This is a genomic window from Pseudomonas frederiksbergensis, assembly GCF_900105495.1.
Lineage (GTDB): Bacteria > Pseudomonadota > Gammaproteobacteria > Pseudomonadales > Pseudomonadaceae > Aquipseudomonas > Aquipseudomonas frederiksbergensis.
Map to the genome: position 1 here is coordinate 2,471,595 of NZ_FNTF01000002.1, position 20,805 is coordinate 2,492,399.

Sequence of the window (20,805 nt, forward strand, 5' to 3'; positions counted from 1 at the left end):
TGGCGTTTTTCAGGGGCTTACTCTTCAGTCACTCCGGCGCTGCGCATCGCGCCCTTTTTCTTCCACTGTCGGTTCATAACAAAACGGGAGCCTGCCCCATGGCTGAAATCCTTTCGCTGCACGACGCGGTGAAGCAATTCGTCAACGACGGCGATACCGTCGCGCTCGAAGGCTTCACTCACCTGATCCCTACAGCGGCGGGTCACGAAATCATTCGCCAGGGCAAGAAAGACCTGACCCTGGTGCGGATGACGCCTGACCTGATCTACGACCAGTTGATCGGCGCCGGTTGTGCTCGCAAGCTGATTTTCTCCTGGGGGGGCAACCCGGGCGTCGGTTCGCTGCATCGACTGCGTGACGCCGTCGAGAAACAGTGGCCGCACGCGCTGGAAATCGAAGAGCACAGCCATGCTGACCTGGCAAACGCCTACGTCGCTGGCGCTTCCGGCCTACCGTTCGCGGTGCTGCGTGCCTACGCCGGTTCCGACCTGCCAAAGGTCAACCCGCTGATCAAAACCGTCACCTGCCCATTCACCGGTGAAGTATTGGCGGCCGTGCCTTCGGTGCGCCCGGACATCACCGTGATTCACGCACAGAAAGCCGACCGCAAAGGCAACGTGCTGCTGTGGGGCATTCTCGGTGTGCAGAAAGAAGCCGCACTGGCCGCCAAGCGCTGCATCGTTACCGTCGAAGAAATCGTCGACGACCTTAATGCACCGATGAACGCCTGCGTTCTGCCGACCTGGGCGTTGAGCGCGGTCTGCCACGTCCCTGGCGGCGCGCATCCGTCCTACGCTCACGGCTACAACGAGCGCGATAACCGTTTCTACCAGGCTTGGGACCCGATTGCCCGCGACCGTGAAACCTTCACTGCGTGGATCAACGAGTACATCCACGGCTGCGCTGACTTCAGCGAGTTCCAGGCCAAGCTGGCCGCTGCTTCGGAGGCCAAGTAATGACTTACACCACCAATGAAATGATGACCGTCGCTGCTGCCCGTCGTTTGAAAAACGGTTCGGTGTGTTTCGTCGGCATCGGCCTGCCGTCGAAAGCCGCCAACCTGGCGCGTCTGACTTCCTCGCCGGATGTAGTCCTTATCTATGAATCGGGTCCGATTGGTGCCAAGCCAAGCGTACTGCCGCTGTCGATCGGTGACGGCGAGTTGGCGGAAACCGCTGACACTGTCGTCCCGACCGGTGAGATTTTTCGCTATTGGTTGCAGGGCGGGCGCATCGACGTCGGTTTCCTCGGCGCCGCGCAAGTCGACCGCTTCGGCAACATCAACACCACCGTGGTCGGCGACTACCATCAGCCGAAAGTCCGCCTGCCGGGTGCCGGCGGTGCGCCAGAGATCGCTGGTTCGGCGAAAAGCGTGTTGATCATCCTCAAGCAGTCGGCGCGTTCCTTTGTCGACAAACTCGATTTCATTACTTCGGTCGGCCATGGCGAGGGCGGTGATTCGCGCAAGCGTCTCGGCCTGCCGGGCGCTGGCCCGGTCGGCATCATTACCGACCTGTGCATCATGGAACCGGAAGCCGGCACCCATGAATTCGTGGTCACTGCGCTGCACCCGGGCGTGACCCGTGAGCAAGTGACCGCGGCTACCGGTTGGGCGATTCGCTTCGCCGACCATGTTGAAAACACCGCCGAGCCGACCGAAGTCGAACTGAAGGCGCTGCGTGATCTGGAAGCCCGCACCGCCGCCGCCCACGGCCAAGCACCGGGAGAAGCCTGATGCGTGACGTTTATATCTGCGATGCGATTCGCACCCCCATCGGCCGTTTCGGCGGTGGCTTGTCGGCGGTTCGTGCCGACGATCTGGCCGCCGTGCCGATCAAGGCGCTGATGGAGCGCAACCCGTCGGTGGACTGGAGCGCAGTGGACGAGGTGTTCCTCGGTTGCGCCAACCAGGCCGGCGAAGACAACCGTAACGTGGCGCGCATGGCGTTGTTGCTGGCGGGCCTGCCGGAAACCATTCCGGGCGTGACCCTCAATCGCCTCTGCGCCTCGGGTATGGATGCCATCGGCACGGCGTTCCGCGCCATCGCCAGTGGCGAGATGGAGCTGGCAATTGCTGGCGGCGTCGAGTCGATGTCCCGCGCACCGTTCGTGATGGGCAAGGCCGATGCGGCGTTCTCGCGCAACATGAAGCTGGAAGACACCACCATCGGCTGGCGTTTCATCAACCCGTTGATGAAAGCCCAATACGGCGTGGATGCGATGCCACAGACCGCCGACAACGTGGCTGACGATTACGAAATTTCCCGCGAGGATCAGGACGCTTTCGCACTGCGCAGTCAGCAGCGGACAGCCGCCGCGCAAGCCGCAGGATTTTTCGCCGAAGAAATCGTTGAAGTGCGGATTGCCCACAAGAAAGGGGAAAGTGTCGTCAGCCAGGATGAGCATCCGCGCGCCGACACCACCCTGGAAACCCTGGCCAAACTCAAACCGGTCAATGGCCCCGACAAAACCGTCACCGCCGGTAATGCTTCCGGAGTGAACGACGGTGCGGCCGCATTGATTCTGGCCTCCGCCGAAGCGGTGAAGAAGCACGGCCTGACCGCCCGCGCCAAAGTGCTGGGCATGTCGAGCGCCGGTGTCGCACCCCGGGTGATGGGGATCGGCCCGGTGCCTGCGGTGCGCAAACTGACCGAGCGTCTCGGCCTGGCCGTCAGCGATTTCGACGTGATCGAACTCAACGAAGCCTTCGCCAGCCAGGGTTTGGCGGTGCTGCGCGAACTGGGGCTGGAGGATGACGCGGCCCAGGTCAACCCCAACGGTGGCGCCATTGCCTTGGGCCATCCGTTGGGCATGAGCGGCGCCCGCCTGGTCCTGACCGCGCTGCATCAGCTGGAAAAGACCGGTGGCAAGAAAGGTCTGGCGACCATGTGCGTCGGCGTCGGCCAGGGTCTGGCCTTGGCGATCGAACGGGTCTGACGCGTAGCGTTGATGAATAAGAACAGAGGAAAGCTCCATGACTGACAAGCCTGGTTACCGCCGCCCGCAAGAGGGCACCCAGCCGGAATACCTGCACCCGGCCTATCAATCCACCAACCGTCGCTCGCCGTCCAAGCCGTTGGTGTTTTTGCCCCATTCGCTGTCGGAAATTACCGGTCCGACCATCGGTGCCGAGCGCATTCAAGCGCAGGACAACGACCTGACCGCCCAGCACAAGGGCGAGCCACTGGGCGAGCGCATCATCATTCATGGCCGCGTGCTGGATGAAGATGGTTTGCCGGTGCCGGGGATTCTGGTGGAAATCTGGCAGGCCAACGCCGCCGGTCGCTACAACCATGATCGCGATCTGCACGACGCACCGCTGGACCCGAATTTCACCGGCACTGGCCGCACCGTGACCGACGCCGATGGCTGGTATCAATTCCAGACCATCAAGCCCGGCGCCTATCCGTGGGGCAACCACCACAACGCATGGCGCCCGGCACACATCCATTTCTCACTGTTCGGGCCGAGCATTCTGACGCGGCTGGTCACGCAGATGTATTTCCCGGGCGATCCGCTGCTGGCGTATGACCCGATCTACAACTGCGTACCGGATACCAGCGCCAAAGAGCGTTTGATCGCCAGTTTCGACCTGGAAAAAACCATCCCTTCCTATGCCCTCGGTTATCGCTGGGACATCGTCTTGCGCGGCCGCGAAGCCACGCCGATGGAGAAATAAGATGACGCTGAACGCGACCACATCCCACACCGTCGGACCGTATTACCACATCGGTTTGACCTGGCTGAACCGCGAAGACCTGACCGTCGAACAAACCCTCGGCGAGCGCGTGGCGATCACCGGGCAAGTCATCGATGGCAACGGCGACATCGTTAACGACGCGATGCTGGAAGTCTGGCAGGCCAACGCCGCCGGCAAGTATGACCACCCCGAAGACGATCAGGACAAACCCCTGGACCCGAACTTCGAAGGGTTTGGCCGGGTGCCGGTGGATGCCGAAGGGCGCTTCCGTTTCACCACGATCAAGCCGGGCAAGGTGGAAGGCCTGAAAGGCACGACTCAGGCGCCGCATCTGGTGGTGCTGGTGTTTGCTCGCGGGCTGGTGAAGCACTTGCTGACGCGGATTTACTTTGACGGCGAACCGGCCAACGTGGCGGATCCGCTGCTGGAATGTGTGCCGGCTGAACGTCGCAGCACCTTGCTGGCGAAGCAGGATGCATCCGGTGTGTACCAGTGGAATGTGATCCTGCAGGGCACCGACGCCGAGACGGTGTTCTTCGATTATTGATTCCAACCTGATCGTTCCCACGCTCTGCGTGGGAATGCCGCCATGGACGCTCTGCGTCCACTGTGACGCGGAGCGTCACGGGATGCATTCCCACGCAGAGCGTGGGAACGATCAGTGTGAAGAGTGCATCGTTGAAACGGGATCGTTAAGAAGTGTGTTTAGGCTTTTGCAGTCCCCATTGAGTAAAAAACAATGACAACCAACACCGCTACTACAGCCCTCTACACCGGCGAAGAGCGCAGTAAAAGGATCTTCGCGATTGTCGGCGCCTCGTCCGGCAACCTCGTCGAATGGTTCGACTTCTACGTCTACGCCTTCTGCGCGATCTATTTCGCCCCTGCCTTTTTTCCGTCCGATAACCCGACTGTGCAGCTGGTGAATACGGCTGGCGTATTCGCCGCCGGGTTCCTGATGCGGCCTATCGGCGGCTGGATCTTCGGCCGGCTGGCGGACAAGCATGGACGCAAGAATTCGATGTTGATCTCGATTCTGATGATGTGCTTCGGTTCGTTGCTCATCGCTTGCCTGCCGACCTACAAGGACATCGGCGTCTGGGCGCCGATCATGCTGCTGTTCGCCCGCTTGTTGCAGGGGCTGTCGGTGGGCGGTGAGTATGGGACCACCGCGACCTACATGAGCGAAGTCGCCCTCAAGGGCCAGCGCGGTTTCTTCGCCTCGTTCCAGTACGTGACGCTGATCGGCGGGCAATTGCTGGCGGTGTCGCTGGTAGTGGTCCTGCAACAAATCCTCACTGAGGATGATTTGCGCGCCTATGGCTGGCGGATCCCGTTTGTCGTCGGTGCGGCGGCAGCGTTGATTTCGCTGTTCCTGCGTCGCTCGCTCAAGGAAACCACCAGCAAGGAAATGCGCGAAAACAAGGACGCCGGCAGCATCCGTGCGCTGTTCCGCGACCACAAGGCTGCGTTCATTACCGTGCTCGGTTACACCGCCGGTGGCTCGCTGATTTTCTACACCTTCACCACGTACATGCAGAAGTACCTGGTGAACACCGCCGGCATGCACGCCAAGACCGCCAGCTACATCATGACCGGCGCACTGTTCCTTTATATGTGCATGCAGCCGCTGTTCGGCATGCTCGCGGACAAGATCGGTCGACGTAACTCGATGCTGTGGTTCGGCGCGCTGGGGACGTTGTTCACCGTGCCGATCCTGCTGAGCCTGAAAAGCGTCAGCAGCCCGTTCCTGGCCTTCGTACTGATTACCGTGGCACTGGCGATCGTCAGTTTTTACACTTCCATCAGTGGCCTGGTAAAAGCCGAAATGTTCCCGCCGCAAGTGCGCGCATTGGGCGTCGGCCTGGCGTACGCGGTGGCGAATGCAATCTTCGGTGGTTCGGCGGAATATGTGGCCCTGAGCCTCAAGGCCGTGGGCATGGAAAACTCCTTCTACTGGTACGTCACGGTGATGATGGCGGTGGCGTTCCTGTTCAGTCTGCGCTTGCCGAAACAGGCGAAGTATTTGGAAAACGACCTTTGATCTTTACCCGTGGGCCGGCGTGGCCCACGCCTCCAGGGACTGCTTATGAATGAGCGACCGGGCAATCAATTATTCGATGTCTATTTCACCGCCCGCGACATGCGTGAGGTGTTCTGCGATCAGGGGCGGGTTCAGGCAATGCTTGATTTTGAAGCGGCACTGGCTCGGGCCGAGGCGCGAGTCGGGCTGATTCCGCAAACGGCTGTCGCGCCGATTGAAGCGGCGTGTCAGGCCGGGCATTACGACTTTGCGGCTCTCGGCGAGGCGATTGCCACGGCGGGCAATTCGGCGATTCCGTTGGTCAAGGTGCTGGGTAAACAGATCGCGGCCAACCATGCCGAAGCCGAGCGCTATGTGCATCTGGGCGCGACCAGCCAGGACGTGATGGACACCGGCCTGGTGTTGCAACTGCGTGGCGCGCTGGCGCTGATCGAAAGCGATCTGGCGCAACTGGGCGAAACGCTGGCGACCCAGGCGTTACGCTACGTCGCCACACCGCTGGCCGGGCGCACCTGGTTACAGCACGCGACACCCGTCACCCTCGGCATGAAAATCGCCGGTTGGCTGGGAGCGGTCACTCGCAGCCGCCAACGTCTGCAACAACTCAAACCGCGGCTGCTGGTGCTGCAATTCGGCGGCGCCTCCGGAACCCTGGCGGCCCTCGGCGAGCAGGCGATGCCGATTGCCCAGGCGCTGGCTGAAGAATTGAAACTGACACTGCCGGATCAATCTTGGCACACCCAGCGAGATCGCTTGGTGGAGTTCGGCTCGGTACTGGGATTGATCGCCGGCAGCCTCGGCAAACTCGGCCGTGACATCAGCCTGCTGATGCAGACCGAAGCCGCTGAAGTGTTCGAACCATCCGCGCCGGGCAAGGGCGGTTCTTCGACCATGCCGCACAAGCGCAACCCGGTGGGCGCGGCAGTGCTGATCAGTGCTGCAACGCGGGTTCCGGGTTTGCTCTCGACGCTGTTCAGCGCCATGCCTCAAGAACACGAGCGCAGCCTGGGCCTGTGGCATGCCGAGTGGGAAACCCTGCCGGAGATTTGCTGCCTGGTGTCCGGCAGTCTGAAACAAGCGTTGCTGGTGACGGATGGGCTGGAAGTGGACGCCGAGCGCATGGCCCGAAACCTCGATCTGACCCAAGGGCTGGTGCTCGCCGAAGCGGTGAGCATCGTCCTCGCCCAACGGGTCGGCCGCGACACCGCGCACCATTTGCTGGAGCAATGCTGCAAGCGCGCGGTGGCTGAACGACGTCATTTGCGAGCGGTACTCGGCGACGAGCCGCAAGTGACCGCCGAACTGTCGGATGCTGAACTCGATCATTTGCTGGACCCCGCCCATTACCTCGGTCAGGCCCATACCTGGGTCGAGCGAGCGGTGGCTGAACATTCTGCGTTGACTGCCTGAAGGAGATTGCTGTGGCTTTCGTACAACTCGCCGAGGGCGAACTGCACTACCAGATTCAAGGGCCGCAACTCGATGGCCCGGTGGATGCGCCGGTGCTGGTGCTGTCCAACTCGCTGGGCACCAACCTGCACATGTGGGACGCGCAAATTGCGGCGTTCACCGAGCATTTTCGCGTGCTGCGTTTCGACACCCGGGGTCATGGCCAATCGCTGGTTACGCCGGGGCCATACAGCATCGAGCAACTGGGCCATGACGTGCTGGCGCTGCTGGATGCGTTGCACATCGAACGCGCGCATTTCTGCGGTCTGTCCATGGGCGGGCTGATTGGCCAGTGGCTGGGGATCAACGCGGGTGATCGCCTGAACAAACTGGTGGTGTGCAACACCGCGGCGAAAATCGGCGATCCGTCGGTGTGGAATCCGCGCATTGAAACCGTGCTGCGTGACGGTCCGGCCGCCATGGTCGCGCTGCGTGATGCGTCGATTGCACGCTGGTTCACCGCGGATTTTGCTGAAGCCAATCCTGCTGCCGCGAAAAAAATCACGGACATGCTCGCGGCCACCTCGCCTGAAGGCTATGCCGCGAATTGTGCCGCCGTGCGCGATGCCGATTTCCGCGCTCAGCTGTCCTCGATCAAGGTGCCGCTGCTGGTCATCGCCGGCACCGAAGACCCGGTCACGCCGCCGTCCGGCGGGCACTTCATTCAGGAACACGTGCAGGGCGCCGAGTACGCCGAGTTCTATGCCGCGCACTTGTCCAACGTCCAGGCTGGCGCTGCGTTCAGTGACCGGGTTGTGACGTTTTTGTCAGCTGATTAAGGGGATTGTTGTGGACGAGAAACAACGTTACGACGAGGGCCTGAAAGTCCGTCGCGCGGTACTCGGTGACGCCCACGTCGACCGCAGCCTGAATGCGCTGACCGAGTTCAACTCGGAATTTCAGGAAATGATCACCCGCCATGCCTGGGGCGACATCTGGACCCGTCCGGGGCTGCCGCGTCATACCCGCAGCCTGATCACCATCGCTATGCTGATCGGCATGAACCGCAATGAAGAACTCAAGCTGCACCTGCGCGCCGCCGCCAACAACGGCGTGACCCGCGGTGAGATCAAGGAAGTGATCATGCAGAGCGCGATCTACTGCGGCATTCCGGCAGCGAACGCGACATTCCACCTGGCGGAGTCGGTGTGGGATGAATTGGGGGTTGAATCGCGGGAGTGAGCCTGGCGATTTGCGGTGTCTGAGCTGACGCCATCGCGAGCAGGCTCACTCCTACAGTGATCCGGTTGTAACGCAATGCTTGTGTTCACAGAACATCCCCTGTGGGAGCGGGCTTGCTCGCGAAAGCGGTGGGTCAGCTTGCATCGATGCTGAAGGTTGAATCGCCATCGCGAGCAGGCTCGCTCCCACATTTTTAAACCGTGGCGACGATGAATATCCGTTTGAATGGAAACAACGTGTGGCCGTCACTCTCCGGCGGGTAATGCGCATGCACGCGCATCAGGTAGTGATAGATGAACCGCGCCTGTTCATCGTCCTTCAACCCCCGCATCACCGGGCGCAACGCCGAGACTTTGACCCAGTCATAGATCGGCGACTTGCCGTCGACAACCTGTAGCTGTTCGGTCTCCCAGATATCCAGTGTCCGGGTAATCGGCGAGAGCAACCGATAGTAACTTTCCAACGACAACAGCGGCCGCGCCGCCATGGCCTCGCGCAATTGCGGTGTGCCCAGTGGTTTGCCTCCGGGGCCTGCGTCTTCAAGGGTGTCGAGCATCAGTTGATACCACTGCGCATCCCGCCAGTCGGGCATGTGCGCGGCCAGGCAACCACCCGGGTTGAGCTGGGCGAGCAGTCGCGGCAACAACTGTTCGTGACCACTGACGAAGTGCAGCACGGCGGCGGCGAACAGCAGGTCCGCCGGTTGTTCGGGTTGCCAGTCAAGTAGATCGCAGTGTTTCCACGACGCCTTGATCGGCAGGCAACGGGCTTCGTCCAGCATTTGCTCGGAACTGTCGATGCCCTGCAACTGCGCTCGAGGCCAGCGCTTGGCCAACCGTTGCGTGGCGATGCCGGTGCCGCATCCCAAGTCGTAGATGCGCTTGGGCTGTTTGAGTTCGACACGGTCGAGCAATTCATTCACCGGTCGTTGCCTGAGACGGGAAAACTGCTGGTACGCCTTGGCGTCCCAGTCGGTGCAGGCTTTCCCTGCCGATTCAAGTTTGACGCTCATGAGGTGATCCTCTCTGGCGGTTACAGTTGTCTTCCGATGACGTTCAATGTTTTCAGGACAACCGCCACGCCTTTGCGCGTGTCCGGGTCGTTCAGCAGTTTGAGCAACGCATAGACTCCCGGTGGCTCGGGGGCGGCGGCGACCTCGGCCTTGGCCAGGCGCACGGCGTTACTGACGGTCCAGGTGGCCGCCGTCGCGTTTTCGAACAATCGCGCCAGTTTTTCCACCATCGCTGCGTCCAGCAGGTCGGTCATGTCCGAGACCAGCGATAGCCCATCGACAATGTTGTCCAGCCGACCGCCGTCGATCAGCGGCTGAAGTTTCGCCATCAAGGCGGCGAGTCCTGGCGTTGCGGGCATGCCGGCAGCGCTGGTCGCCAGGGTTTCATCTGATAGGTTCGTCACGGGTTGTTCCTCCCTGAGCAGATCAAAGCATTCCACGGGCTACTGCCCAGTACAGGCCACGATTGAAGCCATGTCTCAGCAGGCCGCCGAGTTTGGTCGGCGGTGTCGGCAGGACGTCATGGGCGTAGTCGTACCACAGCGGCATCCCGGCGTTGAGGCCCATCTGCGCCACGGCCTGAACCCTTCCGTCATAGACACTGTTGGGCGCGCCGAGGCGAATCTCGGCGGCAATATTGTTGGCGATGACCGGCGCCTGGTTATGGCAGGCACCACCGGCCTTGCTCACCGGCAGATCGACGGTGTCGCCAATCACATAGACGTGTTCCAGGCCGTAGACCTGCAAGGTCTCGTGGTGGGTCGGCAGCCAGCCTTCGTTGTTGAGCGCTTGAGACGCTCCGGATTCCAGCACGGCATCGACGGCGCGGATCGGCGGTGTCGCCATCAAGATGTCGAAGGGTTGCTCTTCGCCTTCTTCGGAGTAGGCGATTTTTCGCTCGGGATCGACACGGCTGAGGGTGAAGCCGCGTTGGAAGCGGATGTTCTTCTGCTCGAAAATGCCGGGCAGGATTTCCCCGGTAGGGCGTTGCAGGAACAGGCAGTTACGCAGTAGCTGAGCCGTGGTCGGGTAGGTGTAGACGATTTCCACCTGGTCCCGCACGCCCCGACGACGCAGCAAGTCGTCGAGCATCAACGTCGTTTCTACCGGCGCAATGCCGCATTGGTGCGGCACGTTGGGTGTCTGCGGAAAAGACACCGTGATGAAGATCCGGCCTTTTTTGATCGTGTTCAACCGTTCTGCCAGCTGCCGGGCGGGCTGATATTGGTAGAAGTGGTCACCGGCTTCTTTCAAGCCCTCGATACGCTCTGGCGCGGGCACGCAACCGGTTGCGATGACCAGAAAGTCATAGCCATAGCGCTTGCCGTTGCGGGTTTTCAGGGATTGTCCGGGGAAATCGAAACCCGTGACCTCTTCGACGTAAAAGCTGATTTCCGGGCGCAACAGTGAGCGTTCCGGGCGCTTGAGTTCTTCTTCAAAGAACTGGTTGAACGCCACGTACATGAACGCAGGTTTGTAGTAGTGATCGGGGGAGTTGGACAGTAGTGCAATCGAGACTTCGCCGCGCAGGATTTCTGGATACAGCTTGCTGGCCAGTTGATTGGCCAACATGGTTCCACCTACGCCGCCACCGACGATAACTATTCGCTTGCTCATACCTGACCTCCGTGGTCATGGCAGCTTCGCGTACAGCATCCGGAGATAACGGAAGAAAAAAGGGGCTCCTACATCAGGATGGAGAATTAAACACGCTTCTTGACTGTATCTGCGAACACACAAAGCGCTAGTTCGCGCCGACAGGTGGTACCGGCATGCGACCGTTTTCATCCAACGGTCGCTGCCATACGCGGCTATAGCAAGCTGATCGGATAGCTGACGATCAACCGGTTTTCATCGAACTCGTTGTTGCTGAAGTCCCGGCGGATGGTCGAGTTGCGCCATTTGACGTTGAGGTCTTTGAGCGCGCCGCTCTGCACGGTGTAGCCCAGTTCGCTTTCGCGGCCCCATTCCTTGCCGTCGGTGATGGTGCCGGTGTGCACGTTGTCGCCGCTGATGTAGCGGTTCATCAGGGTCAGGCCGGGAATGCCGAGGGCGACGAAGTTGTAGTCATGCCGTACCTGCCAGGATTTTTCTTTCGCGTTGTCATAACTGGCGTTGTAACTGTCGTTGGCCAGGGTGCCGCCACTGGTGCCATTGACCCGCATCCACCCGCTGTCGCCGGTGAGTTTTTGCAGGCCGACATAGAAGGTGTTGCCGCCGTATTTGGCCGAGAACAGGCCCGACCAGGTCTTGTTGTCCAACTCGCCGGCCCGGGCGCTGCCGTCGTCCTTGCCGTAGAAGAAACCGAGGTTGGCGCCCAGGGTCCAGTCGCCGAGGGGCTGGCTGTGGATCAGATTCACGTATTGCTGGCTGTAGATGTCCTTGAGTTCGGCATTCCACAGACCAATCTGGGTGCGCTTGTCGTTGAAGGCATATTCGCCGCCCTGGAAGTTGAAACGGTCGGAAGTGAACGCCGGTTTTCCGCTCATCGACATGTCGTTCATGCTGCTGTCGTCGCGCGGGCTGTTGGCGCGGAACTGGCCGCCGTAGAGCGTCAGGCCGTTGATTTCTTTCGAGGTAATCTGGCCGCCACGGAAGGTTTGCGGTAGCGAACGACCGTCGTCCGAACGCAGGATCGGCAGCACCGGCATCCATTCGCCCACCTTCACTTCGGTCTGCGACAGCTTGGCCTTGAACGCCACGTTGGTGCGCCCGAAGTTGTCTGCCGGGCGCCCGTCGTGATCCAGCGGCAGCAACTGCGTACCGCCCGTGCCTTTACCACCGTCGAGTTTCACCGAGTACAACCCCAGCACATCCATGCCGAACCCGACGGTGCCCTGGGTGAAACCGGACCTGGCGTCGAGGATGAAGCTTTGTGTCCACTCTTCTGCCTTGCCCTGGGTTTTGGTCGGGTTGGTGAAGTTGCGATTGATGTAGAAGTTGCGCAGGTTCAGGTTGACCTTGGCACCTTCGACAAAGCCTGACTCCTCGGCCATGGCGGGCAGGGCGGTACTGGCCAGTGCGACGGCGATGAGGCTGGGGAATAAGAATTGCGTAGTGGAAGGTGTCATGTGCTCGGGTCTCTCTAATTTTTTAGGCGTGAAACGGGGCGCTGCCGCAACGTAGGGTTGCAGACAAAAATTCTGAATTCGGGATAAAAACGAACGGGATCAGCCGGACAGGGCAGGGCGCGGGGGCATGGTGTCGAACCTGATGTTATTGGTCTTGTGCGACGAATGGTGCGGGGGATGGGCGGGAGGGTTCAATCGGGGAAAGCGGGTTTTGGGCGATTATCGAACATAAGATTGGCCGGGGATTTGTGTTGTCTGTTCCGGCCTCATCGTCGGAACGCCGCCCGGAGCCGGCTCGCTCCCACAGAGGGATCTAGGGTGAACACAATATTGATGACCAGCAGAGATCAACTGTGGGAGTGAGCCTGCTCGCGATGGCGTCAGAGCTGACAACACACCCTTTCCTGCAGACAACAAAAAGCCCACCAATCGGTGGGCTTCCTGTTTTACCGCGCTATCAGAACAACTTCATCTTCGGCGCTTCTTCTTTCAACGGCTCGTTCTTCGCCGTCTGCTGGTTCCAGCCACCGCCCAGTGCCTTGTACAGATTGACGGCACTGACCAGTTGCGCCAGACGGTCGGTGATCAGTACTTGTTCAGCACTGAACAGCTGACGCTGGGCATCGAGGAAGGTCAGGTTGCTGTCGACACCAATGCGATAACGACGCTCGGCCAGACGGTAGTAGTCCTGGTTCGCGGTGACGAAATCACGCTGGGCCTGCAACTGATCGGTGTAGGTCTGGCGGGCGGCCAGGCCGTCGGCGACTTCCTGGAAGGCCGTTTGAATGGACTTCTCGTAGTTCGCCACGCCGATGTCTTTCTGGATTTTTGAATAATCCAGGCTGGCGCGCAGGCTGCCGGCGTTGAAGATCGGCAGGTTGATCTGCGGCTGGAACAACCAGGTGCCCGAACCGCCCTTGAACAGGCCGGACAGGTCAGGGCTCAGGGTCCCGGCGTTGGCTGTCAGGCTGATGCTCGGGAAGAACGCAGCCCGCGCCGCACCGATGTTGGCGTTGGCGGCTTTCAGGTTGTATTCGGCCTGAAGGATGTCCGGACGACGTTGCAGCAAGTCCGATGGCAGACCGGCCGGCACTTCGCTCAGCAGGTCGTCAGCCAACGGCTTGGCCGCTTGCAGATTGGCCGGGACGCCCGTGCCGAGCAGCAACACCAGGCTGTTTTCATCCTGGGCGACTTGACGAGTGTACTTGGCCATTTGCGCGCGGGCGTTTTCCACCGAGGTACGCGACTGGGCCAGGTCCAGCGCCGAGGCGACCCCTACTTCGTTGCTGCGAGCGGTGAGCTTGTAGCTCTCCTCGAACGCAGCCAGGGTGTCCTGGGTCAGTTTCAGCAATTCCTTGTCGGCCTGCCAGGTCAGGTAGGCGTTGGCCACACTGGCCACCAGGCTGATCTGCGTGCTGCGGCGCGCTTCTTCAGTGGCGAAGTACTTTTGCAGCGCTTCTTCGCTCAGGCTGCGAACCCGACCGAACAGGTCGAGTTCATAGGCGCTGATGCCGACGGTGGCCGAGTAGGAACTGGTGATGTCCGCTTGGCCGGTCTGTGATGCCCGGGCCGGGACCCGCTGGCGGCTGCCGGTGCCGTTGGCCGACACGGCCGGGAACAGATCGGCACGCTGGATGCGGTATTGAGCCGCAAAGGCGTCGATGTTCAGTGCCGCGACACGCAGGTCACGGTTGTTTTCCAGGGCGATCTGAATCAGTTGTTGCAGCGCCGGATCATGGAAAAACTGCTTCCAGCCCTGTTCGGCGGCAGCCTGGGCAGGCGCTTGGGCCGACGAATACGCCGGACCTTGCGGGTACTGGCCCGCCACCGGTGCTTCAGGCTGCTGATAATCGGGAATCAGCGAGCAGCCACCGAGCACGAAGGCGGCAACAGCCAGGGAAAGTAGCGACTTGCTCATAAGCCAGCCTCTTTAGAAGGTTCAAGAGCGTCGTCCTGGTCAACGATTTTGCGCTGCCCCATGGCCGACACGGTGACGAAAAACAGCGGGACCCAGAATATCGCCAAAACGGTGGCGGTGATCATACCGCCAATCACCACCGTACCGATGGCGTGCTGGCTACCCGAGCCGGCGCCGCTGGAAATGGCCAGTGGCACCACGCCGAGGACAAACGCCAGGGAGGTCATGATGATCGGGCGCAAACGCATGCGGCATGCCTCGATGGCGGCCTCCTGCAAGCTCTTGCCCTGTTCATGCAGGTCTTTGGCGAACTCGACGATCAGAATGGCGTTTTTCGCCGCCAGACCAATGGTGGTCAACAGGCCCACCAGGAAGTACACGTCGTTGGACAGACCGCGCAAGCTGGTCGCCATCAAGGCACCGATAATCCCCAGCGGCACCACGAGCACCACCGCAATCGGAATCGACCAGCTTTCATACAACGCGGCCAGACACAGGAACACCATCAGGATCGACAACGCGAACAGCGCCGGCGCTTGCGAACCCGCCAGTCGTTCTTCGTACGACAGGCCGGTCCAGGAAATACCGACACCGGCCGGCAGTTTCTTGGCCAGGGCTTCGACTTCGGCCATGGCTTCACCAGTGGAATAGCCGGGGGCCGGGGCACCGAGGATTTCCATCGCTTCTACGCCGTTGTAACGCGACAGTTTCGGCGCACCGTAAATCCACTCACCCTTGGCGAACGCGGAGAAGGGAACCATGGTGCCGGCGCTGTTGCGTACGTACCATTTCTTCACGTCTTCAGGACTCATGCGCGCCCCCGGCTGGCCTTGCACGTAAACCTTCTTCACCCGACCGCGGTCGATGAAGTCGTTGACGTAGCTACTGCCCAGCGCAATCGACAGGGTGCTGTTGATGTCGGCGATGGTAATGCCCAGGGCACTGGCCTTCTCGTCATCGATTTCCAGTTGGTATTGCGGTTCGTCGTTCAGACCGTTCGGGCGGACCTGCGACAGCACCTTGCTCTGCGCCGCCATCCCGAGGAACTGGTTGCGTGCAGCCATCAGTGCGTCGTGACCGATACCGGCACGGTCTTGCAGGAACACGTCGAAACCGGTGGCGTTACCCAGTTCCAGCACTGCCGGAGGGGCGAACGCAAACACCATGGCATCACGGAAGGTGAAGAAATGCTGTTGGGCACGGGCCGCGACTTTGAACACGCTGTTTTCGGCGTTACGTTCGTCCCACGGTTTGAGCATGATGAACGCCATACCCGAACTCTGACCACGGCCTGCGAAGTTGAAGCCGGTCACGGTAAACACCGAGGCCACTGCGTCACCTTCGCCGCCTTCAGTGCCCGGACGAAGCAGGAACTCACGCATCTCGTCCACCACCACTTGCGTGCGCTGGGAACTGGAGCCGGCCGGGGTTTGCACCTGGGCAAACAGTACACCCTGGTCTTCTTCCGGCAGGAACGCGGATGGAATGCGCAGGAACAACCAGATCATGCCGATGACGATGATCACGTACACCAGCAGATACGGCACCTTGTTGCGCAGAATGTTGCCAACGCCGCGCTCGTAGCTTTTCACGCTACGGTCGAAGTTGCGGTTGAACCAGCCGAAAAATCCGCGTTTCGGGACGCCGTGCTCACCCTTGGGGATCGGTTTGAGCATGGTGGCGCAGAGCGCCGGGGTAAAGATCAGGGCGACCAGTACCGACAGGGCCATGGCCGAGACGATGGTGATCGAGAACTGCTTGTAGATCACGCCAGTGGAACCGCCGAAGAATGCCATCGGCAACAGTACCGCCGACAGCACCAGGGCAATACCGACCAGCGCACCCTGGATCTGCCCCATGGATTTCTTGGTGGCTTCCTTGGGTGACAGGCCTTCTTCGCTCATCACCCGTTCGACGTTCTCCACCACGACGATGGCGTCGTCCACCAGCAAACCGATGGCCAGTACCATACCGAACATGGTCAGGGTGTTGATGCTGAAGCCGAACGCCGCGAGGATCCCGAAGGTGCCCAGCAATACGACTGGCACGGTCATTGTGGTGATGACGGTGGCGCGGAAGTTTTGCAGGAACAGGAACATCACCAGGAACACCAGCGCGATCGCTTCGACCAGGGTTTCAACCACACCCTTGATCGACTCGGTCACCACTGGAGTGGTGTCGTACGGGAATACCACTTCCATCCCTTGCGGGAAGAACGGCTTGAGGGATTCGATGGTCTTGCGCAGCGCTGTTGCAGTGTCGAGGGCGTTGGCACCGTTGGCCAGTTTCACCGCCAGACCCGAGGCCGGGCTGCCGTTGAACTGGGCGCTGATCGAGTAGTTTTCACCACCCAGAGCGACATCTGCCACATCGCCGACACGCACTTGCGAACCATCCTTGTTGACCTTCAGCAGGATGGCCTTGAACTGCTCAGCGGTTTGCAGACGGGTCTTGCCGATGATAGTCGCGTTCAATTGCTGACCGGCCACGGCAGGCAAGCCACCGAGTTGACCGGACGACACCTGGACGTTTTGCGCGGCGATGGCGGTTTTCACGTCGCCCGGGGTCAGGTTGAAGTTGTTCAACCTGGCCGGGTCGAGCCAGATCCGCATCGCGTACTGGGCACCGAAGACCTGGAAATCACCGACACCGGCGGTCCGCGAGATCGGGTCCTGCATGTTCGACACGATGTAGTTGGACAGGTCGTCCTTGGTCATGCTGCCGTCGCGCGACACCACGCCGATCACCATCAGGAAGTTTTTCACTGCCTTGGTCACGCGGATACCCTGTTGCTGCACTTCTTGTGGCAGCAGCGGGGTGGCCAGGTTCAGCTTGTTCTGGACCTGAACCTGCGCGGTATCGGAGTTGGTGCCCTGCTCGAAGGTCGCGGTAATGGTCATGCTGCCGTCGGAGTTACTTTCCGAGGAGACATAACGCAGGTTATCGATACCGTTGAGCTGTTGCTCGATCACCTGGACCACGGTGTCCTGCACGGTTTGTGCAGACGCGCCCGGGTAGGTCACAGAGATCGCAATGGCCGGAGGCGCAATGCTCGGGTATTGGTTGATCGGCAGTTTGAGGATCGATAGTGCCCCGACCAGCATGATGACCAGGGCAATTACCCAGGCAAAAATCGGACGGTCGATAAAAAATCTGGACATGGTTTACTCCCCTTTGCCGCTGGAAGCCTTGTTAGCTACCTGTGCGGGGGCCGGGTTCTTTGCGCCAACGTTAGTCGCTTCACTGGCCTTAACTTCGACGCCAGGTTTAACGAATTGCAGTCCTTCAGTGATCAGGCGGTCGCCAGCCTTCAGGCCGTCTTCGATCAGCCATTGGTTGCCGACGGTGCGGCTGGCCTTGAGGTGACGCAGTTCGACCTTGTTGTCCGGGCCGACGACCAGCGCGGTCGGGGTGCCTTTGAGATCACGGGTCACGCCTTGTTGCGGGGCGAGGATCGCCGCGCTGTTCACACCGGCCTGCAACTGGGCGTGTACAAACATGCCCGGCAGCAGGGTGTGGTCAGGGTTCGGGAATACCGCACGCAAGGTTACGGAACCGGTGGTCTGGTCCACGGAGACTTCCGAGAACTCGAGCTTGCCTTCCTGTTTGTACTGGCTGCCGTCTTCGAGGGTCAACTTGACCTTGGCCGCGTTGTCGCCGGATTTTTGCAGACGACCGCTTTCCAGTTCGCGGCGCAGTTCCAGCAGCTCAACCGAAGACTGGGTGACGTCAACGTAGATCGGGTCCAGTTGCTGAATCACCGCCATCGCTTCGACCTGGCCGCTGGTAACCAGCGCGCCTTCAGTCACAGTCGAGCGGCCGATACGGCCGGAGAGAGGCGCGTAAACCTTGGTGTAACGCACATTGATCTGGGCGCTTTGCAGGGCGGCCTCCGATTGCAACCGGTTAGCCAGGGCCGTGTCGTATTCCTGACGGCTCACAGCCTGTTCGTTGACCAACTGCTTGTAGCGGTCGGAAATCGATTTGGTCTGCTGCAGGTTGGCTTGGGCGCTTTTCAGGGTGGCTTCATAAACCGCCGGATCGATCTGATACAGCTGCTGGCCGGCCTTGACGTCGCCGCCTTCCTTGAACAGGCGCTTGAGAATGATGCCGTTGACCTGAGGGCGAACTTCGGCGATGCGGTACGCGCTGGTACGGCCCGGAAGTTCGGAGGTCAGGGTAAAGGCTTGAGGTTGCAGAGTAACGACGCCGACCTGAGGGGGTGGTGCGGCAGGTGCCGCCTCTTCCTTTTTGCATCCGCTGAGCAGCGATGCCAAGGCGAGGGCGGTGACCAGAGCGGTAACAGCTGGCTTGAATTGCATGAAAATCCTCGGGTCAGGCGCGCAAATTGCGCACTCGAAATGTAGAGAAGTAAAAAATGTGCGCTGAGTGGATAAGTAGCTTGCTAAGGAATATACTTACGTTCATGGTTGTTTGTAAATACCTTGGCCGTGTATCCACATCGTTACGAAAGCCGTTCAAGGGTTCGAATTGTAGGCCGGTGACGACGCCCGAGAGCGATCGCTCCACTTTTATTCAGCTGATGTTCAGACATCGCTGAAGCATCCTGATTGAGGTTGTACTGCCATGGTCCGTCGCACCAAAGAGGAAGCTCAAGAAACCCGCAGCCAGATACTGGAAGCGGCAGAAAAGGCCTTTTACGAAAGGGGCGTGGCGCGCACGACACTGGCGGATATCGCTACCCTGGCCGGGGTCACTCGCGGCGCTATCTACTGGCATTTCAGCAACAAGGCGGATCTGGTGCAGGCCATGCTTGATACCTTGCATGAGCCGCTGGATGAAATGGCCAAGGCCAGTGAAAGCGAAGATGAGCTCGATCCCTTGGGTTGTATGCGCAAACTGCTGATTCATTTGTTTCATCAAGTTGCCCTGGATCCGAAAACCCGACGCATCAATGAGATTCTGTTTCATAAGTGCGAATTCACCGATGAAATGTGCGACCTGCGCCAACAGCGTCGAGAGGTCAGCCTCGATTGCAATGTGCGAATCGCCCTGGCCCTGAGTAATGCGGTCAACCGGGGGCAGTTACCGGAAGACCTCGACACTGCGCGAGCGGCCATCAGCATTCATGCGTATATCGATGGCATCCTGTATCAGTGGCTGTTGGCGCCCGACAGCTTTCAACTGCATATCGATGCCGAGCGTTTGGTTGATACCGGGTTGGATATGCTGCGCTTGAGCCCCAGTCTGCGCAAATGAAACAAAATACCTAATGGGGGTGCTTTTATATACGTACGCTCGCCCGCTTGATAGGTAGTGAGCTACCTGATTTGTAGTGATTTTGTGAGTAACCCGGTTGCAAAAAAGCCCCGGCTCTTTCGAGTCGGGGCTTTTGCGTTTCAAGGTGAGGAATGCTTACAACACCGGGTAGTCGATGTAGCCGACCGGGCCCTTGGCGTAGAACAGTTCAGGACGCGCCTCGTTCAGCGGCGCATCGGCCTTCAACCGTGCCGGCAAGTCCGGGTTGGCAATGAATGGCACGCCGAAGGCCACCGCATCGGCCTTGCCGCTGGCGAGCCAGGCGTTGGCGCTGTCCTTGGTGAAGCGTTCGTTGGCGATGTACGGGCCGCCGAACGCTTCTTTCAATTGTGGACCCAGGCTGTCGCCATCTTCTTTCTCGCGGGAGCAGATGAAGGCGATGCCACGTTTGCCCAGTTCGCGAGCAACGTAAGTGAAGGTCTCGGACAGGTTTTCATCGCCCATGTCATGGAGATCGGCACGGGGTGACAGGTGCACACCCACGCGGCCCGCGCCCCAGACTTCGATCGCGGCATCGGTCACTTCCAGCAGCAGGCGAGCGCGATTTTCCACGGAACCGCCGTAGTTGTCGGTGCGCTGGTTGGTGCTGCTTTGCAGGAACTGGTCGAGCAGGTAGCCGTTGGCACCATGGATTTCCACACCGTCGAAACCGGCTGCCTTGGCGTTCTCGGCGCCGACGCGGTAGGCGTCGACGATGTCGGCGATTTCAGCGGTTTCCAGGGCGCGTGGGGTTGGGAAGTCGGCCAGTGGGCGAACCAGGCTGACATGGCCTTTTGGCTGAATGGCGCTCGGTGCGACCGGTGTTTCACCGTCCAGATACGACCCATGGGAAATACGGCCGACATGCCACAGTTGCAGGAAAATCTTGCCGCCCGCGCCGTGGATAGCCTTGGTTACGTTAGCCCAGCCACGTACCTGATCGTTGGACCAGATACCCGGGGTGTCCGGGTAACCGACGCCCATCGGCGTGACCGAAGTGGCCTCGCTGAGGATCAGGCCGGCCGAGGCGCGTTGTACGTAGTACTCGGCCATCAGCGCGTTTGGCACGCGGCCTTCGTCGGCGCGGCAGCGGGTCAGCGGCGCCATGATGATGCGGTTGGCCAACTCGAGGTCGCCCAGTTTGATCGGATCGAAAATAGTCGTCATGAA

The 20,805-nt window shown here is 60.3% G+C and carries 18 protein-coding genes; 10 read left to right on the forward strand and 8 right to left on the reverse strand.

Going from position 1 to position 20,805, the window contains the following annotated elements; genetic code table 11:
- The first annotated feature begins 98 nt into the window (after positions 1 to 98).
- The 9 genes from BLW70_RS11605 (at position 99) to pcaC (ending at position 8,375) form a co-directional block, all read left to right on the forward strand.
- Entirely contained in the window at positions 99 to 956 is an 858-nt protein-coding gene (locus tag BLW70_RS11605; protein ID WP_074874180.1) for a CoA transferase subunit A, read from the forward strand.
- Positions 956 to 1,735, forward strand: a complete 780-nt coding sequence (locus tag BLW70_RS11610; protein ID WP_074874182.1) for a CoA-transferase subunit beta — start codon at positions 956 to 958, stop codon at positions 1,733 to 1,735. Before BLW70_RS11605 ends, BLW70_RS11610 begins: the two co-directional genes overlap by 1 nt.
- A complete protein-coding gene (gene pcaF / locus BLW70_RS11615; RefSeq protein ID WP_174553782.1) occupies positions 1,732 to 2,937 on the forward strand; it encodes a 3-oxoadipyl-CoA thiolase in 1,206 nt (401 codons plus the stop codon). The genes BLW70_RS11610 and pcaF overlap by 4 nt, the downstream gene beginning before the upstream one ends.
- Before the next feature lie 37 nt (positions 2,938 to 2,974).
- A complete protein-coding gene (gene pcaH / locus BLW70_RS11620; RefSeq protein WP_074874186.1) occupies positions 2,975 to 3,679 on the forward strand; it encodes a protocatechuate 3,4-dioxygenase subunit beta in 705 nt (234 codons plus the stop codon).
- A 1-nt stretch (position 3,680) separates the two neighbouring features.
- Entirely contained in the window at positions 3,681 to 4,247 is a 567-nt protein-coding gene (pcaG, locus tag BLW70_RS11625; protein ID WP_074874188.1) for a protocatechuate 3,4-dioxygenase subunit alpha, read from the forward strand.
- 192 nt (positions 4,248 to 4,439) lie between these two features.
- Positions 4,440 to 5,744, forward strand: coding sequence for an MFS family transporter (locus BLW70_RS11630; protein WP_074874190.1), 1,305 nt, complete (start codon positions 4,440 to 4,442; stop codon positions 5,742 to 5,744).
- A 45-nt stretch (positions 5,745 to 5,789) separates the two neighbouring features.
- Positions 5,790 to 7,154: a 3-carboxy-cis,cis-muconate cycloisomerase gene (locus BLW70_RS11635; RefSeq protein ID WP_074874192.1), complete on the forward strand. Its 1,365-nt coding sequence runs from the start codon at positions 5,790 to 5,792 to the stop codon at positions 7,152 to 7,154.
- An 11-nt stretch (positions 7,155 to 7,165) separates the two neighbouring features.
- Entirely contained in the window at positions 7,166 to 7,972 is an 807-nt protein-coding gene (gene pcaD / locus BLW70_RS11640) for a 3-oxoadipate enol-lactonase (RefSeq protein ID WP_074874193.1), read from the forward strand.
- A 10-nt stretch (positions 7,973 to 7,982) separates the two neighbouring features.
- Positions 7,983 to 8,375, forward strand: a complete 393-nt coding sequence (gene pcaC, locus BLW70_RS11645) for a 4-carboxymuconolactone decarboxylase (RefSeq protein WP_008147336.1) — start codon at positions 7,983 to 7,985, stop codon at positions 8,373 to 8,375.
- Between the two features lie 193 nt (positions 8,376 to 8,568).
- On the opposite strand, the gene BLW70_RS11650 is transcribed toward pcaC, so the two are convergent.
- From BLW70_RS11650 to emhA, 7 genes are all read right to left on the reverse strand, one after another.
- Positions 8,569 to 9,387, reverse strand: coding sequence for a methyltransferase domain-containing protein (locus BLW70_RS11650; protein ID WP_074874195.1), 819 nt, complete (start codon positions 9,385 to 9,387; stop codon positions 8,569 to 8,571).
- Between the two features lie 20 nt (positions 9,388 to 9,407).
- A complete protein-coding gene (locus BLW70_RS11655; RefSeq protein ID WP_083383362.1) occupies positions 9,408 to 9,791 on the reverse strand; it encodes a DUF1641 domain-containing protein in 384 nt (127 codons plus the stop codon).
- A gap of 22 nt (positions 9,792 to 9,813) precedes the next feature.
- Positions 9,814 to 11,004, reverse strand: a complete 1,191-nt coding sequence (locus BLW70_RS11660; protein WP_074874197.1) for an NAD(P)/FAD-dependent oxidoreductase — start codon at positions 11,002 to 11,004, stop codon at positions 9,814 to 9,816.
- A 194-nt stretch (positions 11,005 to 11,198) separates the two neighbouring features.
- Positions 11,199 to 12,458, reverse strand: a complete 1,260-nt coding sequence (locus tag BLW70_RS11665) for an OprD family porin (RefSeq protein WP_074874198.1) — start codon at positions 12,456 to 12,458, stop codon at positions 11,199 to 11,201.
- 457 nt (positions 12,459 to 12,915) lie between these two features.
- Positions 12,916 to 14,376, reverse strand: a complete 1,461-nt coding sequence (emhC, locus tag BLW70_RS11670; protein WP_074874200.1) for an efflux RND transporter outer membrane subunit EmhC — start codon at positions 14,374 to 14,376, stop codon at positions 12,916 to 12,918.
- Entirely contained in the window at positions 14,373 to 17,537 is a 3,165-nt protein-coding gene (emhB, locus tag BLW70_RS11675; protein ID WP_074874202.1) for an efflux RND transporter permease subunit EmhB, read from the reverse strand. Before emhB ends, emhC begins: the two co-directional genes overlap by 4 nt.
- Before the next feature lie 3 nt (positions 17,538 to 17,540).
- Positions 17,541 to 18,698, reverse strand: coding sequence for an efflux RND transporter periplasmic adaptor subunit EmhA (gene emhA, locus BLW70_RS11680; RefSeq protein ID WP_074874204.1), 1,158 nt, complete (start codon positions 18,696 to 18,698; stop codon positions 17,541 to 17,543).
- 265 nt (positions 18,699 to 18,963) lie between these two features.
- Here emhA and emhR point away from each other — a divergent pair, with 265 nt between their 5' ends.
- Complete coding sequence (gene emhR, locus BLW70_RS11685; protein ID WP_074874205.1) at positions 18,964 to 19,596, forward strand: efflux system transcriptional repressor EmhR; 633 nt, start codon at positions 18,964 to 18,966, stop codon at positions 19,594 to 19,596.
- Positions 19,597 to 19,752: 156 nt separating this feature from the next.
- Here emhR and BLW70_RS11690 read toward each other — a convergent pair whose 3' ends face one another.
- The gene (locus BLW70_RS11690) at positions 19,753 to 20,802 is read right to left on the reverse strand and encodes an alkene reductase (protein ID WP_074874207.1); all 1,050 of its coding nucleotides are present in this window, start codon (positions 20,800 to 20,802) and stop codon (positions 19,753 to 19,755) included.
- Between the last annotated feature and the right edge of the window lie 3 nt (positions 20,803 to 20,805).

Bases quoted from the DNA above. Each gene is read 5' to 3' on its own strand.
- BLW70_RS11660 (WP_074874197.1), bottom strand. From the start codon at position 11,004: ATGAGCAAGCGAATAGTTATCGTCGGTGGCGGCGTAGGTGGAACCATG.
- BLW70_RS11605 (WP_074874180.1), top strand. From the start codon at position 99: ATGGCTGAAATCCTTTCGCTGCACGACGCGGTGAAGCAATTCGTCAAC.
- BLW70_RS11635 (WP_074874192.1), top strand. From the start codon at position 5,790: ATGAATGAGCGACCGGGCAATCAATTATTCGATGTCTATTTCACCGCC.
- BLW70_RS11650 (WP_074874195.1), bottom strand. From the start codon at position 9,387: ATGAGCGTCAAACTTGAATCGGCAGGGAAAGCCTGCACCGACTGGGAC.
- emhB (WP_074874202.1), bottom strand. From the start codon at position 17,537: ATGTCCAGATTTTTTATCGACCGTCCGATTTTTGCCTGGGTAATTGCC.
- pcaH (WP_074874186.1), top strand. From the start codon at position 2,975: ATGACTGACAAGCCTGGTTACCGCCGCCCGCAAGAGGGCACCCAGCCG.
- emhA (WP_074874204.1), bottom strand. From the start codon at position 18,698: ATGCAATTCAAGCCAGCTGTTACCGCTCTGGTCACCGCCCTCGCCTTG.
- emhC (WP_074874200.1), bottom strand. From the start codon at position 14,376: ATGAGCAAGTCGCTACTTTCCCTGGCTGTTGCCGCCTTCGTGCTCGGT.
- BLW70_RS11630 (WP_074874190.1), top strand. From the start codon at position 4,440: ATGACAACCAACACCGCTACTACAGCCCTCTACACCGGCGAAGAGCGC.
- BLW70_RS11610 (WP_074874182.1), top strand. From the start codon at position 956: ATGACTTACACCACCAATGAAATGATGACCGTCGCTGCTGCCCGTCGT.
- BLW70_RS11690 (WP_074874207.1), bottom strand. From the start codon at position 20,802: ATGACGACTATTTTCGATCCGATCAAACTGGGCGACCTCGAGTTGGCC.
- pcaG (WP_074874188.1), top strand. From the start codon at position 3,681: ATGACGCTGAACGCGACCACATCCCACACCGTCGGACCGTATTACCAC.
- emhR (WP_074874205.1), top strand. From the start codon at position 18,964: ATGGTCCGTCGCACCAAAGAGGAAGCTCAAGAAACCCGCAGCCAGATA.
- BLW70_RS11665 (WP_074874198.1), bottom strand. From the start codon at position 12,458: ATGACACCTTCCACTACGCAATTCTTATTCCCCAGCCTCATCGCCGTC.